Annotated in this window: 16 protein-coding genes; 10 read left to right on the forward strand and 6 right to left on the reverse strand. The window is 66.1% G+C overall.

Going from position 1 to position 17,322, the window contains the following annotated elements:
- Position 1: 1 nt before the first annotated feature.
- From AC4D2C_RS07115 to AC4D2C_RS07140, 6 genes are read left to right on the forward strand one after another with little or no spacing between them, the layout of a single operon-like run.
- Positions 2-934 carry an ABC transporter ATP-binding protein gene (locus AC4D2C_RS07115; RefSeq protein ID WP_490913712.1) on the forward strand — a complete coding sequence of 311 codons (933 nt, stop codon included), beginning with the start codon at positions 2-4 and terminating at the stop codon, positions 932-934.
- Entirely contained in the window at positions 927-1,751 is an 825-nt protein-coding gene (locus AC4D2C_RS07120; protein ID WP_490913714.1) for an ATP-binding cassette domain-containing protein, read from the forward strand. Before AC4D2C_RS07115 ends, AC4D2C_RS07120 begins: the two co-directional genes overlap by 8 nt.
- 52 nt (positions 1,752-1,803) lie before the next feature.
- The gene (locus AC4D2C_RS07125) at positions 1,804-2,793 is read left to right on the forward strand and encodes an aldo/keto reductase (protein ID WP_490913716.1); all 990 of its coding nucleotides are present in this window, start codon (positions 1,804-1,806) and stop codon (positions 2,791-2,793) included.
- A 59-nt stretch (positions 2,794-2,852) separates the two neighbouring features.
- Positions 2,853-3,641, forward strand: coding sequence for an HpcH/HpaI aldolase family protein (locus AC4D2C_RS07130; RefSeq protein WP_490913718.1), 789 nt, complete (start codon positions 2,853-2,855; stop codon positions 3,639-3,641).
- A 13-nt stretch (positions 3,642-3,654) separates the two neighbouring features.
- Positions 3,655-4,911 carry a sialidase family protein gene (locus AC4D2C_RS07135; protein ID WP_490913719.1) on the forward strand — a complete coding sequence of 419 codons (1,257 nt, stop codon included), beginning with the start codon at positions 3,655-3,657 and terminating at the stop codon, positions 4,909-4,911.
- Entirely contained in the window at positions 4,901-5,581 is a 681-nt protein-coding gene (locus tag AC4D2C_RS07140) for an SDR family NAD(P)-dependent oxidoreductase (protein WP_490913721.1), read from the forward strand. Before AC4D2C_RS07135 ends, AC4D2C_RS07140 begins: the two co-directional genes overlap by 11 nt.
- Positions 5,582-5,752: 171 nt before the next feature.
- Here AC4D2C_RS07140 and mptB read toward each other — a convergent pair whose 3' ends face one another.
- Entirely contained in the window at positions 5,753-6,052 is a 300-nt protein-coding gene (gene mptB, locus AC4D2C_RS07145; protein ID WP_490913722.1) for a polyprenol phosphomannose-dependent alpha 1,6 mannosyltransferase MptB, read from the reverse strand.
- A gap of 285 nt (positions 6,053-6,337) precedes the next feature.
- On the opposite strand from mptB, the gene AC4D2C_RS07150 reads away from it, so the two are divergent.
- From AC4D2C_RS07150 to AC4D2C_RS07165, 4 genes are all read left to right on the forward strand, one after another.
- A complete protein-coding gene (locus AC4D2C_RS07150) occupies positions 6,338-7,003 on the forward strand; it encodes an MBL fold metallo-hydrolase (RefSeq protein ID WP_490913724.1) in 666 nt (221 codons plus the stop codon).
- 456 nt (positions 7,004-7,459) lie between these two features.
- Positions 7,460-8,704, forward strand: coding sequence for a saccharopine dehydrogenase family protein (locus tag AC4D2C_RS07155; RefSeq protein ID WP_490913726.1), 1,245 nt, complete (start codon positions 7,460-7,462; stop codon positions 8,702-8,704).
- A gap of 215 nt (positions 8,705-8,919) precedes the next feature.
- On the forward strand, positions 8,920-9,165 hold the full coding sequence (locus AC4D2C_RS07160; RefSeq protein ID WP_490913728.1) for a hypothetical protein: 246 nt from the start codon (positions 8,920-8,922) through the stop codon (positions 9,163-9,165).
- 681 nt (positions 9,166-9,846) lie between these two features.
- Positions 9,847-10,086, forward strand: a complete 240-nt coding sequence (locus tag AC4D2C_RS07165) for a YegP family protein (protein ID WP_490913730.1) — start codon at positions 9,847-9,849, stop codon at positions 10,084-10,086.
- A gap of 298 nt (positions 10,087-10,384) precedes the next feature.
- On the opposite strand, the gene AC4D2C_RS07170 is transcribed toward AC4D2C_RS07165, so the two are convergent.
- The 5 genes from AC4D2C_RS07170 to ileS all read right to left on the reverse strand — a co-directional run bounded on the left by AC4D2C_RS07170 (position 10,385) and on the right by ileS (position 17,033).
- Positions 10,385-11,350, reverse strand: a complete 966-nt coding sequence (locus AC4D2C_RS07170) for an aldo/keto reductase (protein WP_490913732.1) — start codon at positions 11,348-11,350, stop codon at positions 10,385-10,387.
- Between the two features lie 68 nt (positions 11,351-11,418).
- Complete coding sequence (ndk, locus tag AC4D2C_RS07175; protein ID WP_490913734.1) at positions 11,419-11,835, reverse strand: nucleoside-diphosphate kinase; 417 nt, start codon at positions 11,833-11,835, stop codon at positions 11,419-11,421.
- A 75-nt stretch (positions 11,836-11,910) separates the two neighbouring features.
- Positions 11,911-12,345 carry a DUF4233 domain-containing protein gene (locus AC4D2C_RS07180; RefSeq protein WP_490913736.1) on the reverse strand — a complete coding sequence of 145 codons (435 nt, stop codon included), beginning with the start codon at positions 12,343-12,345 and terminating at the stop codon, positions 11,911-11,913.
- A 7-nt stretch (positions 12,346-12,352) separates the two neighbouring features.
- Positions 12,353-13,732, reverse strand: coding sequence for a bifunctional folylpolyglutamate synthase/dihydrofolate synthase (locus AC4D2C_RS07185; protein ID WP_490913737.1), 1,380 nt, complete (start codon positions 13,730-13,732; stop codon positions 12,353-12,355).
- Positions 13,725-17,033 carry an isoleucine--tRNA ligase gene (gene ileS, locus AC4D2C_RS07190; protein ID WP_490913739.1) on the reverse strand — a complete coding sequence of 1,103 codons (3,309 nt, stop codon included), beginning with the start codon at positions 17,031-17,033 and terminating at the stop codon, positions 13,725-13,727. Before ileS ends, AC4D2C_RS07185 begins: the two co-directional genes overlap by 8 nt.
- Between the last annotated feature and the right edge of the window lie 289 nt (positions 17,034-17,322).

Below are 17,322 nucleotides of genomic sequence, written 5' to 3' on the forward strand. Positions count from 1 at the left end.
CATGGCGGTCGAAACCAGTGTGAGCAGCCGCAGCACCCACCAGGAAGAAGCACTCCTCGACGTCCGGGACTTCCAGGTCGAGCTGATCACCGACGCCGGCATCGTCCGGGCCGTCGATTCCGTAAGCTTCAGCATCCACCGCGGCGAAACGGTGACCATCATCGGCGAGTCGGGTTCCGGCAAGTCGACGACGGCGATGGGTGTCCTCGGGCTCCTGCCGAAGGATCTCGCGGTCCTCTCCGGCACGGTCCTGATTGATGGGGTGGACATCACAGCGAGCCCAAAGGCCATCGAGAAAGTTCGCGGGCGGACCGTGGCGCTGATCCCTCAGGACCCGATGACGGCGCTGAGCCCTGTGCACTCCATCGGCTCCCAGCTCATCGAGGCCATCCGCATCGCGGGCGCGGCATCCGCGCGAGACAGGGACGCCCTCAAGGCCCGGGCCGTACGCCTGCTGGAACAGGTGCACATCCCCACGCCCGAGAAGCAATTGAAGAAGTACCCCCATCAGCTCTCCGGCGGCATGCTGCAGCGCGTACTCATTGCCATCGCCCTTGCCAGCGAGCCTCAACTCCTGATCGCCGATGAACCCACCTCCGCCCTCGACGTCACCGTGCAGGCGGGGATCCTCGACCTTCTCCTGGAACTGCAGGAGCAACGCGGAATCGGCATCCTGATGATCACCCACGACCTCGGCGTGGCACGCCTCATCTCCGATCGAATCCATGTCATGAAAAACGGGGCCTTCGTGGAGTCCGGTGAAGTGCAGCAGATCGTCGACCATCCCGCGACCGACTACACGCGGTCCTTGCTCGCCGCCATCCCGACCCTCGGCCCGTGGGACGAGACAGTCTCACTGTCAGCGGGCCCGCAGTCGCCGCGACCAAGCGGTAGCACCATCCATCCCGACAAAACCGGAGCCCCCCATGGATAAGCCCTTCCTCTCGGTCGAGAACCTCGTCGTGGATTACCAGGTTCCCGGCGGGTCGTTCCGAGCGGTCGACGATGTCTCGTTTTCCGTCGACAAGGGCAGGACCATCGCCGTTGTCGGGGAATCAGGGTGCGGAAAATCCACCATAGCGAAGGCGCTCATGCGACTGATCACGCCGACCAGCGGAACCATCGACCTCGATGGCACCGACATCGCCTCCCTTCCCGAATCGAAGCTCAGAGGAATCAGGTCCAAATTCCAGATGGTCTTCCAGGACCCCTACGGTTCCCTCGACCCGCACATGACCGCCCAGGAAATCGTGGCCGAACCACTGAAACTGCAGAGAATGAAATCGAAGGCGGAACGTCACGCCGCCGCCGCGAAGCTCATCGACCAGGTCGGCTTGCCCATTGCGTCCCTGGACAAGCACCCCTCCGAGTTCTCCGGCGGGCAACGACAGCGCATCGGCATCGCCAGGGCATTGGCATCAAAGCCTGAGCTGCTGGTGTGTGACGAAGCAACGAGCGCACTTGATGTGTCCGTTCAGGCACAAGTGCTCCGCCTGCTGAAATCCATCCAGGAAGAAACGGGCATCACCTATGTCTTCATCACCCACAACCTCGGAGTCGTGCAGGAAATCAGCGACACCATCATGGTCATGCAGCGAGGCAAGGTCGTCGAAACCGGCAACACGTCAACCGTGCTCACGACACCAGCTGAGGACTACACCCGCAAGCTCCGCCGTGCAGCGCTCGATCCAGCCACCATGCAGGGACTGAAACCCCGGCACCTCGTTCGGACCCTCTCACTCGCAGGTTAAGAACACCGGAACGCCCCTCCCCCTCCCGTCGACACCCATCAGGAGCTGCACCATGAGCCCGACGCCGGCCACCGCCGACAACACACCACAGACCCCTCCGATCTCCAGACTCGTTCTGGGAACGATGACCTTTGGCGACACCGCCGATGAAGCCACGGCAGCGACCATGATCGACGAAGCACTCGACGCGGGCATCACGACCATCGACACCGCAAACGCCTACGCAGGAGGGGCGACCGAGGAGATACTCTCCCGTCTTCTGAAGGGACGGCGCGATCAGGTCATCCTCGCCACGAAGGCGGGCATGCCGCATCCCGACCATGCGGACAACAGCCCCCTGTCTCCCCGAGGGCTGCGCAACAGTGTTGACGGTAGCCTTCGTCGGCTTGGAATCGACCGAATAGACCTGTTCTACTTGCACCAGCCCGACCGGACCACCCCCCTGCAGGAGACACTGCAGACCGTCGCAGACCTCGTTGCGGAGGGCAAGATCGGGGCGCTTGGAGTCTCGAACTTCGCGGCCTGGCAGATCGCGGACACCATTTACGCCGCACGGGAAGTCGGAGCTCCCACGCCTGTCGTCGCCCAGCAGCTCTACAACCTGGTTGCGCGACGAGTCGAGGAGGAATACCTCGAGTTCGCAGCCACCCATTCGCTCCACACCATGGTCTACAACCCGCTCGGCGGAGGGCTCCTCACCGGCAAACACGCCTTCGACGCGAAGCCCACGGAAGGCCGCTACGGTGACTCGAAGCTCGCAGCTATGTACACGCAGCGTTACTGGGACCGCCAACTCTTCGACGCAATCGGGGAACTCGCGGCCATCGCCGAGGACGCCGGTATGCCACTGGCCGAACTGTCCCTGCGCTGGCTGTCCAACCGCGACGGAGTCGGATCGATGCTCCTCGGAGGCTCCAAAGTGGAACAGCTCCGAATGAACATCAAGGCGATCGCCAAAGGTCCCCTGCCCGAGGACGTGGTGAGCGCATGTGACGCGGTGGGCGCCCAACTCCGCGGGCCCATGCCTGCATACAACCGCTAACCCCCTCTCTACAGCCCCAGCCCCGCTGGGCCTAGTACCAATCGAAAGAAGAAAACCCTATGACTTCCGACCTCGCCATCGAGTTCGCCCGCAAGATCCGCGCACGCGAACAAGCCGTGGGGTACTGGGCGGTCCTTGACGCGCCCGTCGCCACCGAGCGCATCAGCCGCCTCGGCTACGACTACGTCGCGCTGGACGCACAGCACGGGCTGCTCGGCTACTCCGGAGTACTCAACGGCCTCATGGCCATCGACGCCGGACACAGCGCAGTCGGCATGGTTCGGGTGGAAGAGAACTCGCCCGTGGCCATCGGCAAGGCCCTCGATGCCGGCGCTATCGGCGTCATCGTCCCCCTCGTCAACACGGCGCAGGACGCTGCAGCGGCCGTCGCTTCCGCAAAGTATCCGCCCCTGGGCAATCGCTCCTACGGCCCTATGCGGGCAGCCCTGCGCGTCGGTCCCGTCCCCGCCGAAGCCAACGCCGCGACGCTCGTCTTCGCGATGATCGAGACCCCGGACGGCCTGGCGAACGTCGACGCCATTTGTGCCACCCCAGGGCTCGACGGGATCTACGTCGGCCCGTCCGATTTGACCATTGCCGTCGGCGGGAAATACCCGGGCGACCCGGACGTCGAGAAGGCGTTCACTAACGCGCTCGATACCGTTGCCGCCGCCGCAGCAGCGGCAGGAGTAGCCGCCGGGATCCACACAGCGGCCGGTGACGTCGCCGCCCAACGGCTGGGCCAGGGATACACCTTCGCTACCGTGGCTTCCGATCTCACCCACCTCGAACAGATCGCCAAAAGCCACCTCACAGCCGCAACCGCGACCGCGACCGCAGGGAAGTAGAGACGTGCCCACTATGAACGATGCCTACAGCACCATCACCCCCGACGGGACCATCAGGCAGGCCGACGGAGCCACTTACGCCTACCTGCCCGCCCCGACCGTGCAAAGCCACGCGGCCAACCTGCTGACCCTCCCTGATGGGCGGCTCGGTTGCGTATGGTTCGGTGGAACCCAGGAAGGAGTCCCAGACATCTCCATCTGGTTCTCCACCCTCGCCGAGGGCAGCGACAAATGGTCCGCACCACGGCAACTCTCCGACGACCCCGCCCGCTCCGAACAGAACCCGATCCTCTTCAACGCCCCGGACGGGACCCTTTGGCTGCTCTACACAGCCCAGAAAGCAGGCAACCAGGACACCGCCGAGGTACGACGCCGAATCTCGACCGACAGCGGCGAAACCTGGGGCGCCGTCGAGACTCTCTTCCCCGCTAATGAAACTGGCGGAGTCTTCGTCCGACAATTGCCCATCGTGCTGCCGTCCGGCCGACTGATCATCCCAGTCTTCCGCTGCATCACCACTCCAGGTGAGAAGTGGGTGGGCAACAACGACGACAGCGCCGTCATGATCTCCGACGACGACGGCGCGACATGGACCGAACAGGTCCTCGAGGGAAGTCGTGGGTGCGTGCACATGAACATCCAATCCCTCGCCGATGGGACATTGCTGTCACTTTTCCGCAGCCGCTGGGCAGATTGGATCTACGAATCACGCTCCACCGACAACGGCAGCACGTGGAGCGAATCGGTACCGACCGAGCTTCCGAACAACAACTCGTCCATCCAGTTCACAGCCCTCGATGACGGCCGTCTGGCTCTCGTCTACAACCACAGCCAAGCCCAGGAAGGCACCGAGCGCAGGCTCTCCCTGTACGACGAGATCGACGATGAAGGGCTTGCCGAGGAACAGGGACAGCTTCCTGCATTCGAGCCCGGCACTGCCACAACCGAGGACGGAGACTTCCGTCGCGCCTTTTGGGGCACCCCTCGCTCGCCCATGACTCTCGCCATCTCCGAGGATTCAGGACGCACTTGGCCTATCCGTCGCGACCTCGATGTCGGCGATGGATACTGTCTCTCCAACAATTCCCGCGATGGACTCAACCGCGAGTACTCCTACCCCTCCATCCACCAGGGGCCCAGCGGCTCGCTCGACATCGCGTACACGTACTTCCGCCAGGCAATCAAATGGGTGCGAGTCCAACCAGACTGGGCCTACGCAGGAACTGGAACTCCCGGCCAAGCCGACGGCGCAGCGGCCAATGCCAGCTGACCAGCACGCCGTCATCACGGGCTGCAGCTCCGGCATCGGCCACGCCATCACCGAGAAATTGCTGTTCGACGGTTGGTCGGTCACCGGGATCAGCCGGAGCCCGACAACCTTCCAGGGCGACTTCGAATGGCGACAAGCGGATCTCTCGAACACCGAGAACCTCCAAGAGATCGCAGGAAGCCTCGGCCCCGCCGACGCCCTCGTCCACGCTGCGGGCCACCAACGATCAGGCCCCCTAGGTGAGCTCGACCCGCACGACCTTGCAGGAATGTTCACCGTCCACGTCGCGGCAGCAAGCGTGCTCGCGAACGCGCTGACACCCGCCATGAAGGACGGGGGCCGGATCCTCCTCCTCGGAAGCCGCACCTCCACCGGCGTCGCAGGGAAAAGCCACTACGCCTCCACGAAAGCCGCACTCCTCGGGCTAGGGCGATCGTGGGCGCAGGAACTCGCACCACGTCGCATCACAGTGAACGTCCTCTCCCCCGGCCCAACCGATACTCCCATGCTCAACGACCCCGGCCGGGCCAGCACACCGGTCAGAGTCCCAGCCCTCGGATCACTCATCGACCCGCAGGACGTCGCAGCCCTGGCAGCGTTTCTCCTCGGCCCACACGGGAAATCGATCACCGGGCAGAACTACGTGATCTGCGGAGGAGCATCCCTGTAAGGAACCGACGAGGGCGAAACACTGACGATCAGTTGGTCAACCGCTCAGACTGGGCGTGATTGACAGAAGAAGGGTATCGGCGGTTGGTCAGGAGTCATTAGGGGGAGTTTGAGTAGGTGTCTACCTGTCCGTTCCTAGATACAGATCCCCGCAGTTCTTCGGTCGCTGCAGCTACCGGGTCATCCACCTGTGGGCGGCAAGTCCGATCATCAGGGCGTCGTGGTGAGTTGCGGCGACGAAGTTGATCAGGAGTAACGGCTTTGCCGCTGTCAGCCACAGAGCCTTTGCGGGATCAACGCCGGGCAGGGCGGCGAGCTTCGGCACAGCGCACACGCACAGGGCGACACCGGTGAGAGCGACAACCCGGAACAGAATGACCGAGGTGTCCGGGGGGCCGCCGGTGAACCGGACGACCGCCTCCTCAATCCATAGAAAAACCGGCCCGTAAGGTGTCGGATTCTGTGACCACAAGTCATCGGCGCCAATCAGGGGTAACCGCGAATCACACGGAGGCCAATACCAGCTCGCAACCACGGCCCGCCTGTCTGACCAGCGGCAGGTTGACGGTGATTACCGCGAGGAAGGTCACTTCGTGACCACGCCATCCTGCTTCGCCCACAACCACACCGGATCAGCGGTTCCCTCGCGGTCCTTGACTCCACGGAACACGCGCGCCTTGACCTCAACCCGGGTTCAGGTTCTAGCGTCGCCTACATCAGCGTGTTCGAGATCGTTACTCACCAGTGGGAGAAACACATGACGTCCGCACCGCACAGCACACTGGAAACACCTATTGAGGGATTGCATGCCACCCCGACATCACGGCTTCCCTACCAGCACGACGTACTGCTCCGCTCTTACGTACTCGAACGCCCCCACGGCAGCCTGATCATCTACAACTCCCCCGGCATCAACGACGCGGCACCCGACATACGAGCACTCGGCAGACCAACCCGCCTCCTGATCAATCACAGCCACGAATCGATGTACGGGCAGCCCGAGCTCGACGTACCCATCTGGGTCCACGAGAAGGACCATTCCGAGGTCAGCGACTCCCTGGACATCACGGGCACCTTCGACGAGCGGACCCTTATCGATGACGACCTCGAGATCATCCCCACCCCCGGCCACACCCCAGGAACGACCTCCTACCTCTGGGACAGCGGGAAGCACCGTTTCCTCTTCACCGGTGACTTCATCTGGATCGAGAACGGCGAGTGGAAGGCCGTGCTCCTCAGCCCCGAATCGCGCCGCGACTACCTCGACAGCCTCGCCCTCGTCCGAGACCTCGACTTCGACGTGCTCGTTCCCTGGGGCGCCACCGATGACGGCCCCGCCATCGGACTCGTGGAAGACCAATCGGAAAAACGCGACCGCATCGACGCAATCATCACCCGGATCGAAGCCGGCAGAAACCGCTAGGTACCGACCTCGCCGTGGCTGACCTTCGACTGTCCTGCAAGGGGTCACCTTCAGAAGGCAGACCACGGAAGTGAACCGGTCATGGGAAGAGTAAGCACCCCGAGGACCCGTACCGCTCGAGCGCAATTATCGGGACAGACGTAATCCTCCCAGGATTGGAGTGGCCTGAATTTGGTGATGGGCGTACGCGGTGAGGAGGATCAGACGGTCGCACTGTCTCCCCCGTTGTTCCTGCCTGCTGGCGGGCTCGCTCGCTGGTCCCCGACGGAGCAGTGCTCAACACTGTAGGTGCGAGGGCACGCCGAATCCTGGGAGGATCTAAGGGACGAAGGAGCGCCCGGGCCGTCATGGGGCCGAAGCGAAGCGAGGACCGCTCAGGGGTTGAGAACGCGCAGCGCCCTTCGGCCACGAGTCTCTTCGATGACGGTCCGGCCGATGTCGTGGAAGACTGCCGGCATGGAGACTCGAGCGCGCGACCACGACCTCGTTCTGCTAGGTGCCACCGGCTTCGTCGGTGAACTGATCGCCGGGTACCTCGCGGACCACGCACCGCCGGAGCTCCGCGTGGGACTCGCGGGCAGGTCGAGGAAGAAGCTCGAAGCGGTGCGGTCCAGGCTCCCCGTCGCCGCACGCGACTGGTCCCTCCTTGAAGCCGACACGGAGCTCCCCGACTCGCTCGCCGCGCTGGCCGCGGGCACGAGGGCGCTTTTCACCACGGTGGGCCCCTACGCGAAGTACGGATTGCCGGTCGTGGAGGCGTGCGCACGGGCCGGCACACACTACGGGGACCTGACGGGAGAGGTGTCCTTCGTACGCGACGCCATCGACCGCTACGACGCCCTGGCGAGGACCACCGGCGCACGGATCGTCCATGCGTGCGGCTACGACTCCATCCCCTCGGACCTCGGGGTGCTGCTGCTGCACCGGGCCGCGCAGGCCGACGGTGCCGGCGGGCTGACCGAGGTCGAGCTGGTGGCGACCGCCAAGGGCGGCTTCAGCGGGGGCACGATCGACTCGATGCGGGGGCAGCTCGACGGCGTGCGCACGGACCCGGTGCTGCGAAGGCTCGCGGCCGATCCCTACTCCCTCAGCCCCGATCGGGCGGAGGAACCTCCGACCCGGCAGCCCGCGGATCTGGGCTGGGTCGGCCGTTCGGAGGGCGGCCTGTGGACGGCTCCCTTCGTCATGGCGTCGGCGAACACGCGGATCGTCCGTCGCAGCAACGCGCTGCAGGGGTGGGCCTACGGCAGGTCCCTGCAGTACGGCGAGGTGATGGGCATGGGACGCGGGCCCGCAGGGGCTGTCGTCGCCGGCGCGACGGCGATCGGTCTGCGCGCCTTCGGAGCCGCGATGGTGTTCCCCCCGACGCGGAAGCTGCTGGACCGGGCCCTTCCGGCCCCGGGTACCGGCCCGAGTGAGGCCACGCAGCGTGCCGGCTGGTTCCGTTCCCAGGTGACGGCCTCGACGGAGGACGGCCGACGGTACCGGGCCGTCGCAGCCGGACCGGGCGATCCCGGGTACGCTGCGACCGCTGTGATGGCCGGGGAGACAGCGCTCTGTCTGGCCCTCGACGGCGATCACCTGCCGCCCGCCGCCGGTTCCCTCACCCCTGCGACCGCCCTCGGCGATGTCCTGGTGGAGCGGCTGCGCGCCGCAGGCCACACCTACGAGGTCACACACGGACCAGAACGTGTCCGGTAGAACTTCCGAGGAGAACAGCGCTCGGCGAGGTCGAAGGCAGACGCGGTGAGCGCGGTGCAATCGGGACTGGTGTCTCAGCTCTTCTTCGTCGCGCAGCCTGCTGATCCCTCGCCGTACTCATCGGCGGAGCTCCAGCACATGGGTCGGCGTACCGCTCACCGATGGTCGTCAGCATGCCTTGATGACATATGAGTGTCTCCAAGAAGACCAGATACATGGCGTTGGGGCTGCTGTCGACCATTTCTGGAGCAGTCGGTGGCGTCGTCTTCTTTCTTCAACCGTGGCGCAGTTGCCCCGAAATCGATGACAGTTCCGCAGGTTGCCCCGCCACATCGACCGATCAGGCTCTACTCGTCCTCGCTCTTTTCATTTTTGTGGTGGGAGTGATTCTTCTCGTGAACTCGATGAAACCAGAACGTTTGTCTTCCGACGCAGCAGGGCACTTCGGGAAGCTCAACTAGTCTGCTCAGGTCTTTGGAGGAGGAATTGGGATCAACGCCGGAGAAACGCGGTACGGGCGCCTCTAATCGGTCATCGCACGGCGTCATCACCTCTCTGCAGCGAGCCGATCAAATGCTGAGCGCGGGGTAGGCCGGGAGAGCTCAGGAGCTTTTCGACCGTGCAGCGCACCCAATAGGAGACACCTGGTCTTTCACCTCGGAGTTGGGTATTCATATGCTCGAATACGGACGGGTGCCGACGGAGAGATCATTTGAGCCGTAACGGCTCGAGCTCCTGTCGGCGACGACAGCCCGGTCGAACCGCAGCAGGGAGGATGGCTACGTGACGGTTCTCCGATGCATGAGAGCGACACCGTGGTCCTCAGGTATTGCTCGTGCGTCAGCAAAGGAGCGGTAAACAGGAACTCAAGGAAACGAAAGACCAAGCTGCTTAGCAAAAAGGGGAACAAAAAAATCTAGGCTGCTTAGTGACAAGCGCGTTGAAATCACTTGTGCGGAGGCGTCCCACAGGCGATTACTCGCCAGTACGAGAAAAGACCTTTACCCTAGGTGCATTGGGTGTGGCTGGGGTCACATAGGGCAAGCCCTATCCCATTTCCGGGCCATCCGGAACGCAGCGCTGGGTTCCGGATTCGATGACGAACCGGGCAGTTCCCCTGCCTCGGTGATGAGGGGCTAGTTGTGAGCGGAACGTTCGAGCTTTTCCATGACGAAGGAGCTTCCTTCAGGTTCAGGTTGAAAGCGGCCGGCGGGACGGTCGTCGCCGTATCCGGGCAGTTCCCGGACAAGGCATCAGCGGTCGAGGGCATTCGCGCGGTCCGTGAGTGCGCTGGGACGGGGCTGATTACGGACCTCTGCCCACCGATGTCGTGTGAAGCAGCAAAGGAGCAGAACCCCTTCCCGGCCGCTGGGGCCGGATAACACACCCCTCAGTCCAAGGAAGGCCGCCCGCGAGGCGCGGTACCCGATAGGCACCAGGTCGCCTGATACTCGAAGCGCTAACAGCGCCCGGCCAAGATACGCCGGAGCTGCGGAACGACAACCCGCTTCAAGAGCAGGCTTCCTGTCTCCTCACGGGTAGGGCACATCGCGGTTACCCATGACCTGTCCCGACAAGCGCACCAGCAAGCGGTGCAGTCGTGCAGGGCACGGGGGTTGCGACCGGCATTGGACGTGAGCCGCGCCGGCAAGCGACAGGCACGGAGAATGGCCGCTGGAGTCAGGCAGCGGGGCGAGGGAAGATCCGGTCCAGTTCCTTGAGGTCCTCGTCCGACGGCGACCATGCGGCAGCCGCCGCGTTCTGGCGCACCTGCTCGGGCGAGGTGGCGCCGGCGATCACGGATCCGACCGATGCCTGGGCCGCGAGCCAGGAGAAGGCGACCTGCACCTCGGTGAGGTCCCGCTCGGCTGTGAACGCCGAGAATGCCTCGAGCTGGTCCCAGTCCGCAGTCTCCAGCACGTTCCTGCGGGAGTGCGTGAGCCTGCTGCCGGCCGGGACCTCGTTGCGGCGGTACTTGCCGGTCAGGAGCCCGTTGGCGAGGGGAAAGTACGGCAGGATGCCGAGACCGTAGGCCTCCGCTGCCGGCACTACCTCGCGTTCCAGCCGCCGGTCCAGCAGGCTGTAGGGATTCTGCGCCGAGATGAAGGGCGTGTAGCCGCCGCTGCGCGCGGTGAACTCCGCCTCGGCGATCTGCCAGCCCGCGAAGTTGGAGTGCCCCAGATAGCGGACCTTGCCGCTGGTCACGAGGTCGTCGAGGGCCGCGAGGGTTTCCTCGACGGGTGTGAGGGCGTCCGGTGCGTGGTACTGGTACAGGTCGATCCAGTCGGTCCCGAGGCGCCGTAGGGACGCTTCGGCGGCCCGGACGATGTAGCGGCGCGAGCCGCGCGCACCCCAGTCGGGTCCGTTCGCACCAGCCATGTCCAGGCCGAACTTCGTGGCGAGCACGACGTCGTCGCGCCTGCTGCCCAGCGCCTTGCCCAGCTGGATCTCACTGACGCCGGGCGCCTTGCCGTACATGTCGGCGACATCGAAGAGCGTGATGCCGGCCTCGATCGCGGCGTGCACCACGGCGTCGGTGCCCTCCTGCGACTCGGAGGTCGTGCCGGTCCTGCCCAGGTTGTTGCAGCCGAGCCCGACGGTGGAAACGCTGAGCCCGGAGGTACCCAGTCTTTGGTAGGTCATCATGGCCCTAACCTACCAAGACGGTTGCCCCGGGCACATGACCCGGGGCAACCGTTCATCCGCTGGAATTCTCAGGCGAACCAGATACCGATCTCGCGTTCGGCGGACTCCGCGGAGTCGGACCCGTGCACGAGGTTCTGCTGCACCTTCACGCCCCAGTCACGGCCGAAGTCACCCCGGATGGTGCCGGGCGCCGCCGTCGTCGGCTCCGTGGCACCGGCGAGGGAGCGGAAACCCTCGATGACGCGCTGGCCCTCGAAGATCGCGGCGACGACGGGCCCGCTGAGCATGAACTCGACGAGCGGGTCGAAGAACGGCTTGCCGACGTGCTCGGCGTAGTGCTCCTCGAGCAGCTCGCGGGTGGCATGGACCTGCTTGAGTTCGGCGATGGTGTAGCCCTTCGCCTCGATGCGGGACAGGATGGTGCCGGTCAGGCCGCGGGCCACGCCGTCGGGCTTGACGAGGACAAGGGTTCGCTCAACGCTCATGGGATCTCCTTCAGGGGGCGCCGTTCTCGACGGCGCAGCGGATCAGTATCGGGTCCGACTCTACTAAAGGCGCCGCTACTCGGGGTTCGCCTTCTCCCACTCGGCCTGCAGGCGGTCCCGCTCCACGTTCTCGCGGTCCACCCGCCGACCCTGGCGGAGGCCGTAGAGCCAGGTGAGGGCGAACGCGAGCCCGACGACGAACATGGTCGGCTCCAGGAAGCCGCCCGCGATGATCACGAGCTGCAGTACCCAGCCCACCGCGATCCCCCACCGTTTCGTGAGGACGGCGCAGGTCAGGACCAGCACAACGCTGAGGGTCAGCCCTGAGGTCAGGATGAGCGCGGGCGAGATCTCGTCACGGCGCAGACCGAAGACCGTAAGCGTCGCGAAGAACACCACGAACGCCTCGAGCAGCAGCACGGTCGAGGCGAACATGATCTTCGTGGACCTGCGCTTCTTCGGCGTCCCGGGGCGCCACGCCCGCTGCGCCCTCGTCATGCGTCGAGCCATGCTCTGCCTACTTCCCTAGGAGCGTGCGGGCTTCCCCGACCACCGTGATGGAACCGGTCACGAGGACACCGCCCGCGAGGTCGTTGTCCTCCTCGGCCTTCATTACGGCCCACTCGAGGGCGTCGTCGAGGCCCGGCGCGATGTTGATGTTCTCCTCGGCGAAGCCCGCCGACAGGGCGGCCTGGAGGAGGTCCGCGGCGGGCACCGAGCGGGGCGAGGTGGACTGCGTCAGGCAGACGTCCTCCAGGATCCCGCCGAGCTCCTCGTGGAGTTCGGCGAGGATGCCCGCGGCATCCTTGTCCTCGAGGACCCCGATGACCAGCACGAGCCGGGAGAAGTCGAACGCCTCGTTGACACCCTTCGCCGCCGCTCGCGCACCGGCGGGGTTGTGGGCGGCGTCCACGATGATGCTCGGTGCGGTGCGCACCACCTCGAGGCGGCCCGGGGAGGTCACGGCGCGCAGGCCGTTCCGCACCAGGTCCGTCTGCAGCTCCCGCTCGCCGGCGCCGAGGAACGCCTCGACGGCGGCGACGGCCACGGCCGCGTTCTCGGCCTGGTGCTCGCCGTGCAGGGGGACGAGCAGCTCGCCGTAACGGCCGGCCAGCCCGGTGAGGGAGACCACCTGCCCGCCCACGGCGACCGTGCGGGACTCGACACCGAACTCGACACCCTCGAAGCGGAACTCGGCGCCCACCTCGCGGGCCCGGTCGAGGAGCACCTGGGCCGCGCCGCGGGGCTGGATGGCGCTCACGAGAAAGGAGCCGGGCTTGATGATGCCGGCCTTCTCGAGGGCGATGTCCTCCTCGGTGTCACCGAGGAGTTCGGTGTGGTCCAGGGAAATGGGCGTGATGACCGCTACCTGCCCGTCGCCGACGTTCGTGGCGTCGGTGACCCCTCCGAGTCCCACCTCGATCACGCCGACATCGATCGGCTCGTCGGCGAAGATCGCGAACGCGAGGATCGTGATGCACTCGAAGTACGTGAGCCGGGGCTCCCCGGCGACGAGGAGCTCGCCGTCGACGATGTCCAGGTAGGGCTTGATCTCGTCCCACACCCGCACGAAGGTCTCGTCCGCGACGGGCTCGCCGTCGATGCTGATGCGCTCCGTGACCCGTGACAGGTGCGGGCTCGTGAACCGGCCGGTCCGGAGGTCGTGCGCCAGCAGGATGCTCTCGATCATGCGCGCCGTCGATGTCTTGCCGTTGGTGCCGGTGATGTGGATGATCGGGAACGCCCTGTTGGGCTCCCCGAGGATCTCCATGGCCCGGTACAGCGGAGCCATGCGCGGCTCCATCCTGTCCTCCGGGGCGCGGCCCAGGAGTTCGGCGTACACGCTCTCGACCGAGAAGGCGTCGAGCCCCGCGCCGGTACCGTTCGTCTCATCCATGCTGCTGCTCCTGCTTCGCGACGGTGATGGTGAAGTCGTTCCCCGAGCCCTCGACGGCCTCCACGCGGAGGTCCACCGTGAGCGTCTCGGTCCGGATCAGGCCGGCATTGGCCTCGAGGGCGGCGACCTGCTCGGCGGCGACCCCGATGGTGGTGCTGACGCGGTCGCTGATGTCGAGATCGGCGTCGCGGCGAGCCTGCTGAATGGCCCGGATGGCATCCCGTGCCGTGCCCTCGGCCGCGAGTTCCGCGGTGACCTCGGTGTCGAGGACGAGGAATCCGCCGCCCGGCAGCACGGTGACGGCCTTCGACGCGGCGTCGTTGCCCTCGACTACGGTGTCGAGCGTGTACTCGTGCGGCTCGAGCGCGAGGCCGCCGGCGGTGACACCGCCGGCGTCGTCCACGGACCAGTCCCCGGACTTCGAGGCCTTGATGACGGTCTGCACGTTCTTTCCGAGGCGGGGCCCGGCGGCCCGGGCGTTCACCACGAGGCGCTGCGCGATGCCGAACTCGGCCGGCTCGGCGTCCGCGGAATCCACCAGGCGGACGCCCTTGAGGTTCAGTTCGTCGGCGATGATCGAGGCGTACTGCCCGGAGAGGCCCTCGGCGCCGGGCGCGACGACCGTCAGCTCCCGGAGCGGCAGGCGCACCCGGAGGTTGGCCGCCTTGCGGAGGCTCGATCCGACGGAGCAGACCTGGCGGGTCCGGTCCATCTGCTCCACGAGGTCGGGAGCGGCCGGGAACGACGCCGCCTCGGGCCAGTCGGTGAGGTGCACGGACCGGCCTCCGGTGAGGCCGCGCCAGATCTCCTCCGTGACGAGCGGCAGCAGCGGGGCCGCCACGCGGCAGACCGCCTCGAGGCAGGTGTAGAGCACGTCGAAGGCGTCGGTGTCCTCCTCGAAGAACCGCTGGCGGCTCCGGCGGACGTACCAGTTGGTCAGCGTGTCCAGGTAGCGGCGCAGCGACTCGCAGGCGTCGCTGATGGTGAACGCGTCGAGCGCCTCCGTGAGGTCCCGCACGAGGTTCCCCGTGTTCGCGAGGATGTACCGGTCGATCGGCTCCGCCAGCCGGGCGGCCGCCTCCGGGGTGACGGTCCTCGCCTCGTAGCCCTCGCCACCGTTCGCGGCATTGGTGTACAGGCTGAAGAAATGCCAGACGTTCCACAGCGGCAGGATCACCTGGCGGACGCCGTCGCGGATACCCTGCTCGGTGACCACGAGGTTGCCGCCCCGGAGGATCGGGGAGGCCATGAGGAACCAGCGCATGGCGTCGGAGCCGTCGCGGTCGAACACCTCGGAGACGTCGGGATAGTTCCGCAGGCTCTTGGACATCTTCTGCCCGTCGGAGCCGAGCACGATCCCGTGGCTGATGACGTTGCGGAACGCTGGTCGATCGAACAGCGCCGTGGACAGGATGTGCAGCATGTAGAACCAGCCGCGGGTCTGCCCGATGTACTCGACGATGAAGTCCGCCGGGTTGTGCGTGTCGAACCACTGCTCGTTCTCGAACGGGTAGTGCACCTGCCCGTAGGGCATGGAGCCGGAGTCGAACCAGACGTCGAGGACGTCCTCGACGCGCCGCATGGTGGAGCTGCCGGTCGGGTCGTCCGGGTTCGGGCGCGTGAGCTCGTCGATGAAGGGGCGGTGGAGGTCCACCTCGCCCTGCTTGTTCACCGGCAGGCGGCCGAAGTCGGCCTGCAGCTCGGCGAGCGAGCCGTACACGTCGGTGCGCGGGTACTCGGGATTGTCCGACTGCCACACGGGGATGGGGCTGCCCCAGAAGCGGTTGCGGCTGATGGACCAGTCGCGCGCGTTGGAGAGCCACTTGCCGAACTGGCCATCCTTGACGTTGCCGGGGATCCAGGTGATGTCCTGGTTCAGCTCGACCATCCGGTCGCGGATCTTGGTGACCTCCACGTACCAGGAGGACACTGCCCGGTAGATGAGCGGATTGCGGCACCGCCAGCAGTGCGGGTAGCTGTGGACGTAGCTGGACTGGCGCACGAGCCGTCCCTCGGACTTCAGCACGCGCGTGATGTGGCGGTTGGCCTCGAAGACCTGCAGGCCCACGATCTCCGCGAGCGGTCCCTTGCCGAACAGGGGGAGGAACTTGGCGCCCTCGTCGACGGAGAGGATCACCTGGATGCCGGCGTCCTCGCAGACCTTCTGGTCCTCCTCGCCGTAGGCGGGTGCCTGGTGGACGAGCCCGGTACCGTCCGTCGTCGTGACGTAGTCCGCCACGAGGATGCGGAACGCATTGCGGTATCCACCCTCCTCCGGGTCGGCGAGGTAGTCCCAGAGCGGCTCGTAGGTGAGGCCCTCCAGTTCGGTGCCGCGGTGGCGGGAGGTGACGGCGTCGCGTGCGGCGGCGGCGTCGGCGAATCCGAGGTCCTTGGCGTAGTTGCCGAGCAGGTCCTCCGCGAGGAGGTAGCGGCCCGCCTGGCCGTCGCGCTCGCCGTCGACGACGACGTAGGTGATGTCCGGTCCGACGGCGAGCGCCGCGTTGGTGGGCAGGGTCCAGGGCGTGGTGGTCCAGGCGAGGGCCTGGACGCCGGCGAGGTCCCGCGAGAGCTCGGTGGTGCCGGCGAGGATCGGGAAGGTCACGGTGACGGTCTGGTCCTGGCGGTCCTGGTAGACGTCCTCGTCCATGCGGAGCTCGTGGTTGGACAGCGGCGTCTCGTCGTTCCAGCAGTACGGGAGCACGCGGTACCCGTTGTAGGTCAGACCCTTCTCGTGCAGCGTCTTGAACGCCCAGAGGACGGACTCCATGTACTCGGGGTTGAGGGTCTTGTAGTCGTTGTCGAAGTCCACCCAGCGGGCCTGGCGCGTCACGTAGTCGCGCCACTCCCCCGCGTACTTCATGACGGAGGCGCGGGAGGCCTCGTTGAACTTGTCGATGCCCATGGCGAGGATCTGCTGCTTGTCGGTCATGCCGAGCTGCTTCATGGCCTCGAGCTCGGCCGGCAGGCCGTGGGTGTCCCAGCCGAAGCGCCGCTCCACGCGGTGCCCGCGCTGCGTCTGGTAGCGGCCCACGAGGTCCTTGGCATAGCCGGTGAGGAGATGTCCGTAGTGCGGCAGGCCGTTGGCGAACGGCGGGCCGTCGTAGAAGACGAACTCGTTGGAGCCGTCCGTCCCGGCGTCGCGGTTGTCGATGGAGGCCTGGAACGTGCCGTCCTTCTCCCAGTAGCTGAGCACGCGCTGCTCGAGCTCGGGGAAGCGCGGGGACGCGCTGGTCCCGGAGGTGGGCGTACCCGCGTCGTCGGGCGACACTGCTTTGGGGTAGATCTGCGGCATGGTTCTCATCCTGTGTACGGCGGCGTGGGGTGGGCAGTCCTGCCGTGAGGACGGGAGCCTGTTCGGTCCGCCGCCGGTTGCCTGACCGGCCGCAGGGAACTGGACCCGCGGTACCACCTCACTTGCCGCCGTCGTCCGCCGTGCCGCTCGTCGCGGGCACTGCGGGCGGGGCCGCCGCTCGTTGCCAGGCTGTGACGGGCCGCCCCGTCCGGTTCTACGGGCCGCCGCGCGGGCTGGCCTTTCTTCCGGAAGCTCACCGGTGATCGCCGGGTCGATGCTGATGCAGCAAGTCTAGCGC

This window comes from Arthrobacter sp. TJ-240 (genome assembly GCF_058269195.1).

What these genes read in the sequence shown, in the direction of transcription:
- ileS (WP_490913739.1), bottom strand. Translation starts at nt 17,033, where the DNA reads ATGAGAACCATGCCGCAGATCTACCCCAAAGCAGTGTCGCCCGACGAC.
- AC4D2C_RS07135 (WP_490913719.1), top strand. Translation starts at nt 3,655, where the DNA reads ATGAACGATGCCTACAGCACCATCACCCCCGACGGGACCATCAGGCAG.
- AC4D2C_RS07170 (WP_490913732.1), bottom strand. Translation starts at nt 11,350, where the DNA reads ATGATGACCTACCAAAGACTGGGTACCTCCGGGCTCAGCGTTTCCACC.
- AC4D2C_RS07180 (WP_490913736.1), bottom strand. Translation starts at nt 12,345, where the DNA reads ATGGCTCGACGCATGACGAGGGCGCAGCGGGCGTGGCGCCCCGGGACG.
- AC4D2C_RS07130 (WP_490913718.1), top strand. Translation starts at nt 2,853, where the DNA reads ATGACTTCCGACCTCGCCATCGAGTTCGCCCGCAAGATCCGCGCACGC.
- AC4D2C_RS07140 (WP_490913721.1), top strand. Translation starts at nt 4,901, where the DNA reads ATGCCAGCTGACCAGCACGCCGTCATCACGGGCTGCAGCTCCGGCATC.
- AC4D2C_RS07160 (WP_490913728.1), top strand. Translation starts at nt 8,920, where the DNA reads ATGGCGTTGGGGCTGCTGTCGACCATTTCTGGAGCAGTCGGTGGCGTC.
- AC4D2C_RS07125 (WP_490913716.1), top strand. Translation starts at nt 1,804, where the DNA reads ATGAGCCCGACGCCGGCCACCGCCGACAACACACCACAGACCCCTCCG.
- AC4D2C_RS07155 (WP_490913726.1), top strand. Translation starts at nt 7,460, where the DNA reads ATGGAGACTCGAGCGCGCGACCACGACCTCGTTCTGCTAGGTGCCACC.
- AC4D2C_RS07185 (WP_490913737.1), bottom strand. Translation starts at nt 13,732, where the DNA reads ATGGATGAGACGAACGGTACCGGCGCGGGGCTCGACGCCTTCTCGGTC.
- AC4D2C_RS07115 (WP_490913712.1), top strand. Translation starts at nt 2, where the DNA reads ATGGCGGTCGAAACCAGTGTGAGCAGCCGCAGCACCCACCAGGAAGAA.
- ndk (WP_490913734.1), bottom strand. Translation starts at nt 11,835, where the DNA reads ATGAGCGTTGAGCGAACCCTTGTCCTCGTCAAGCCCGACGGCGTGGCC.
- AC4D2C_RS07150 (WP_490913724.1), top strand. Translation starts at nt 6,338, where the DNA reads ATGACGTCCGCACCGCACAGCACACTGGAAACACCTATTGAGGGATTG.
- AC4D2C_RS07120 (WP_490913714.1), top strand. Translation starts at nt 927, where the DNA reads ATGGATAAGCCCTTCCTCTCGGTCGAGAACCTCGTCGTGGATTACCAG.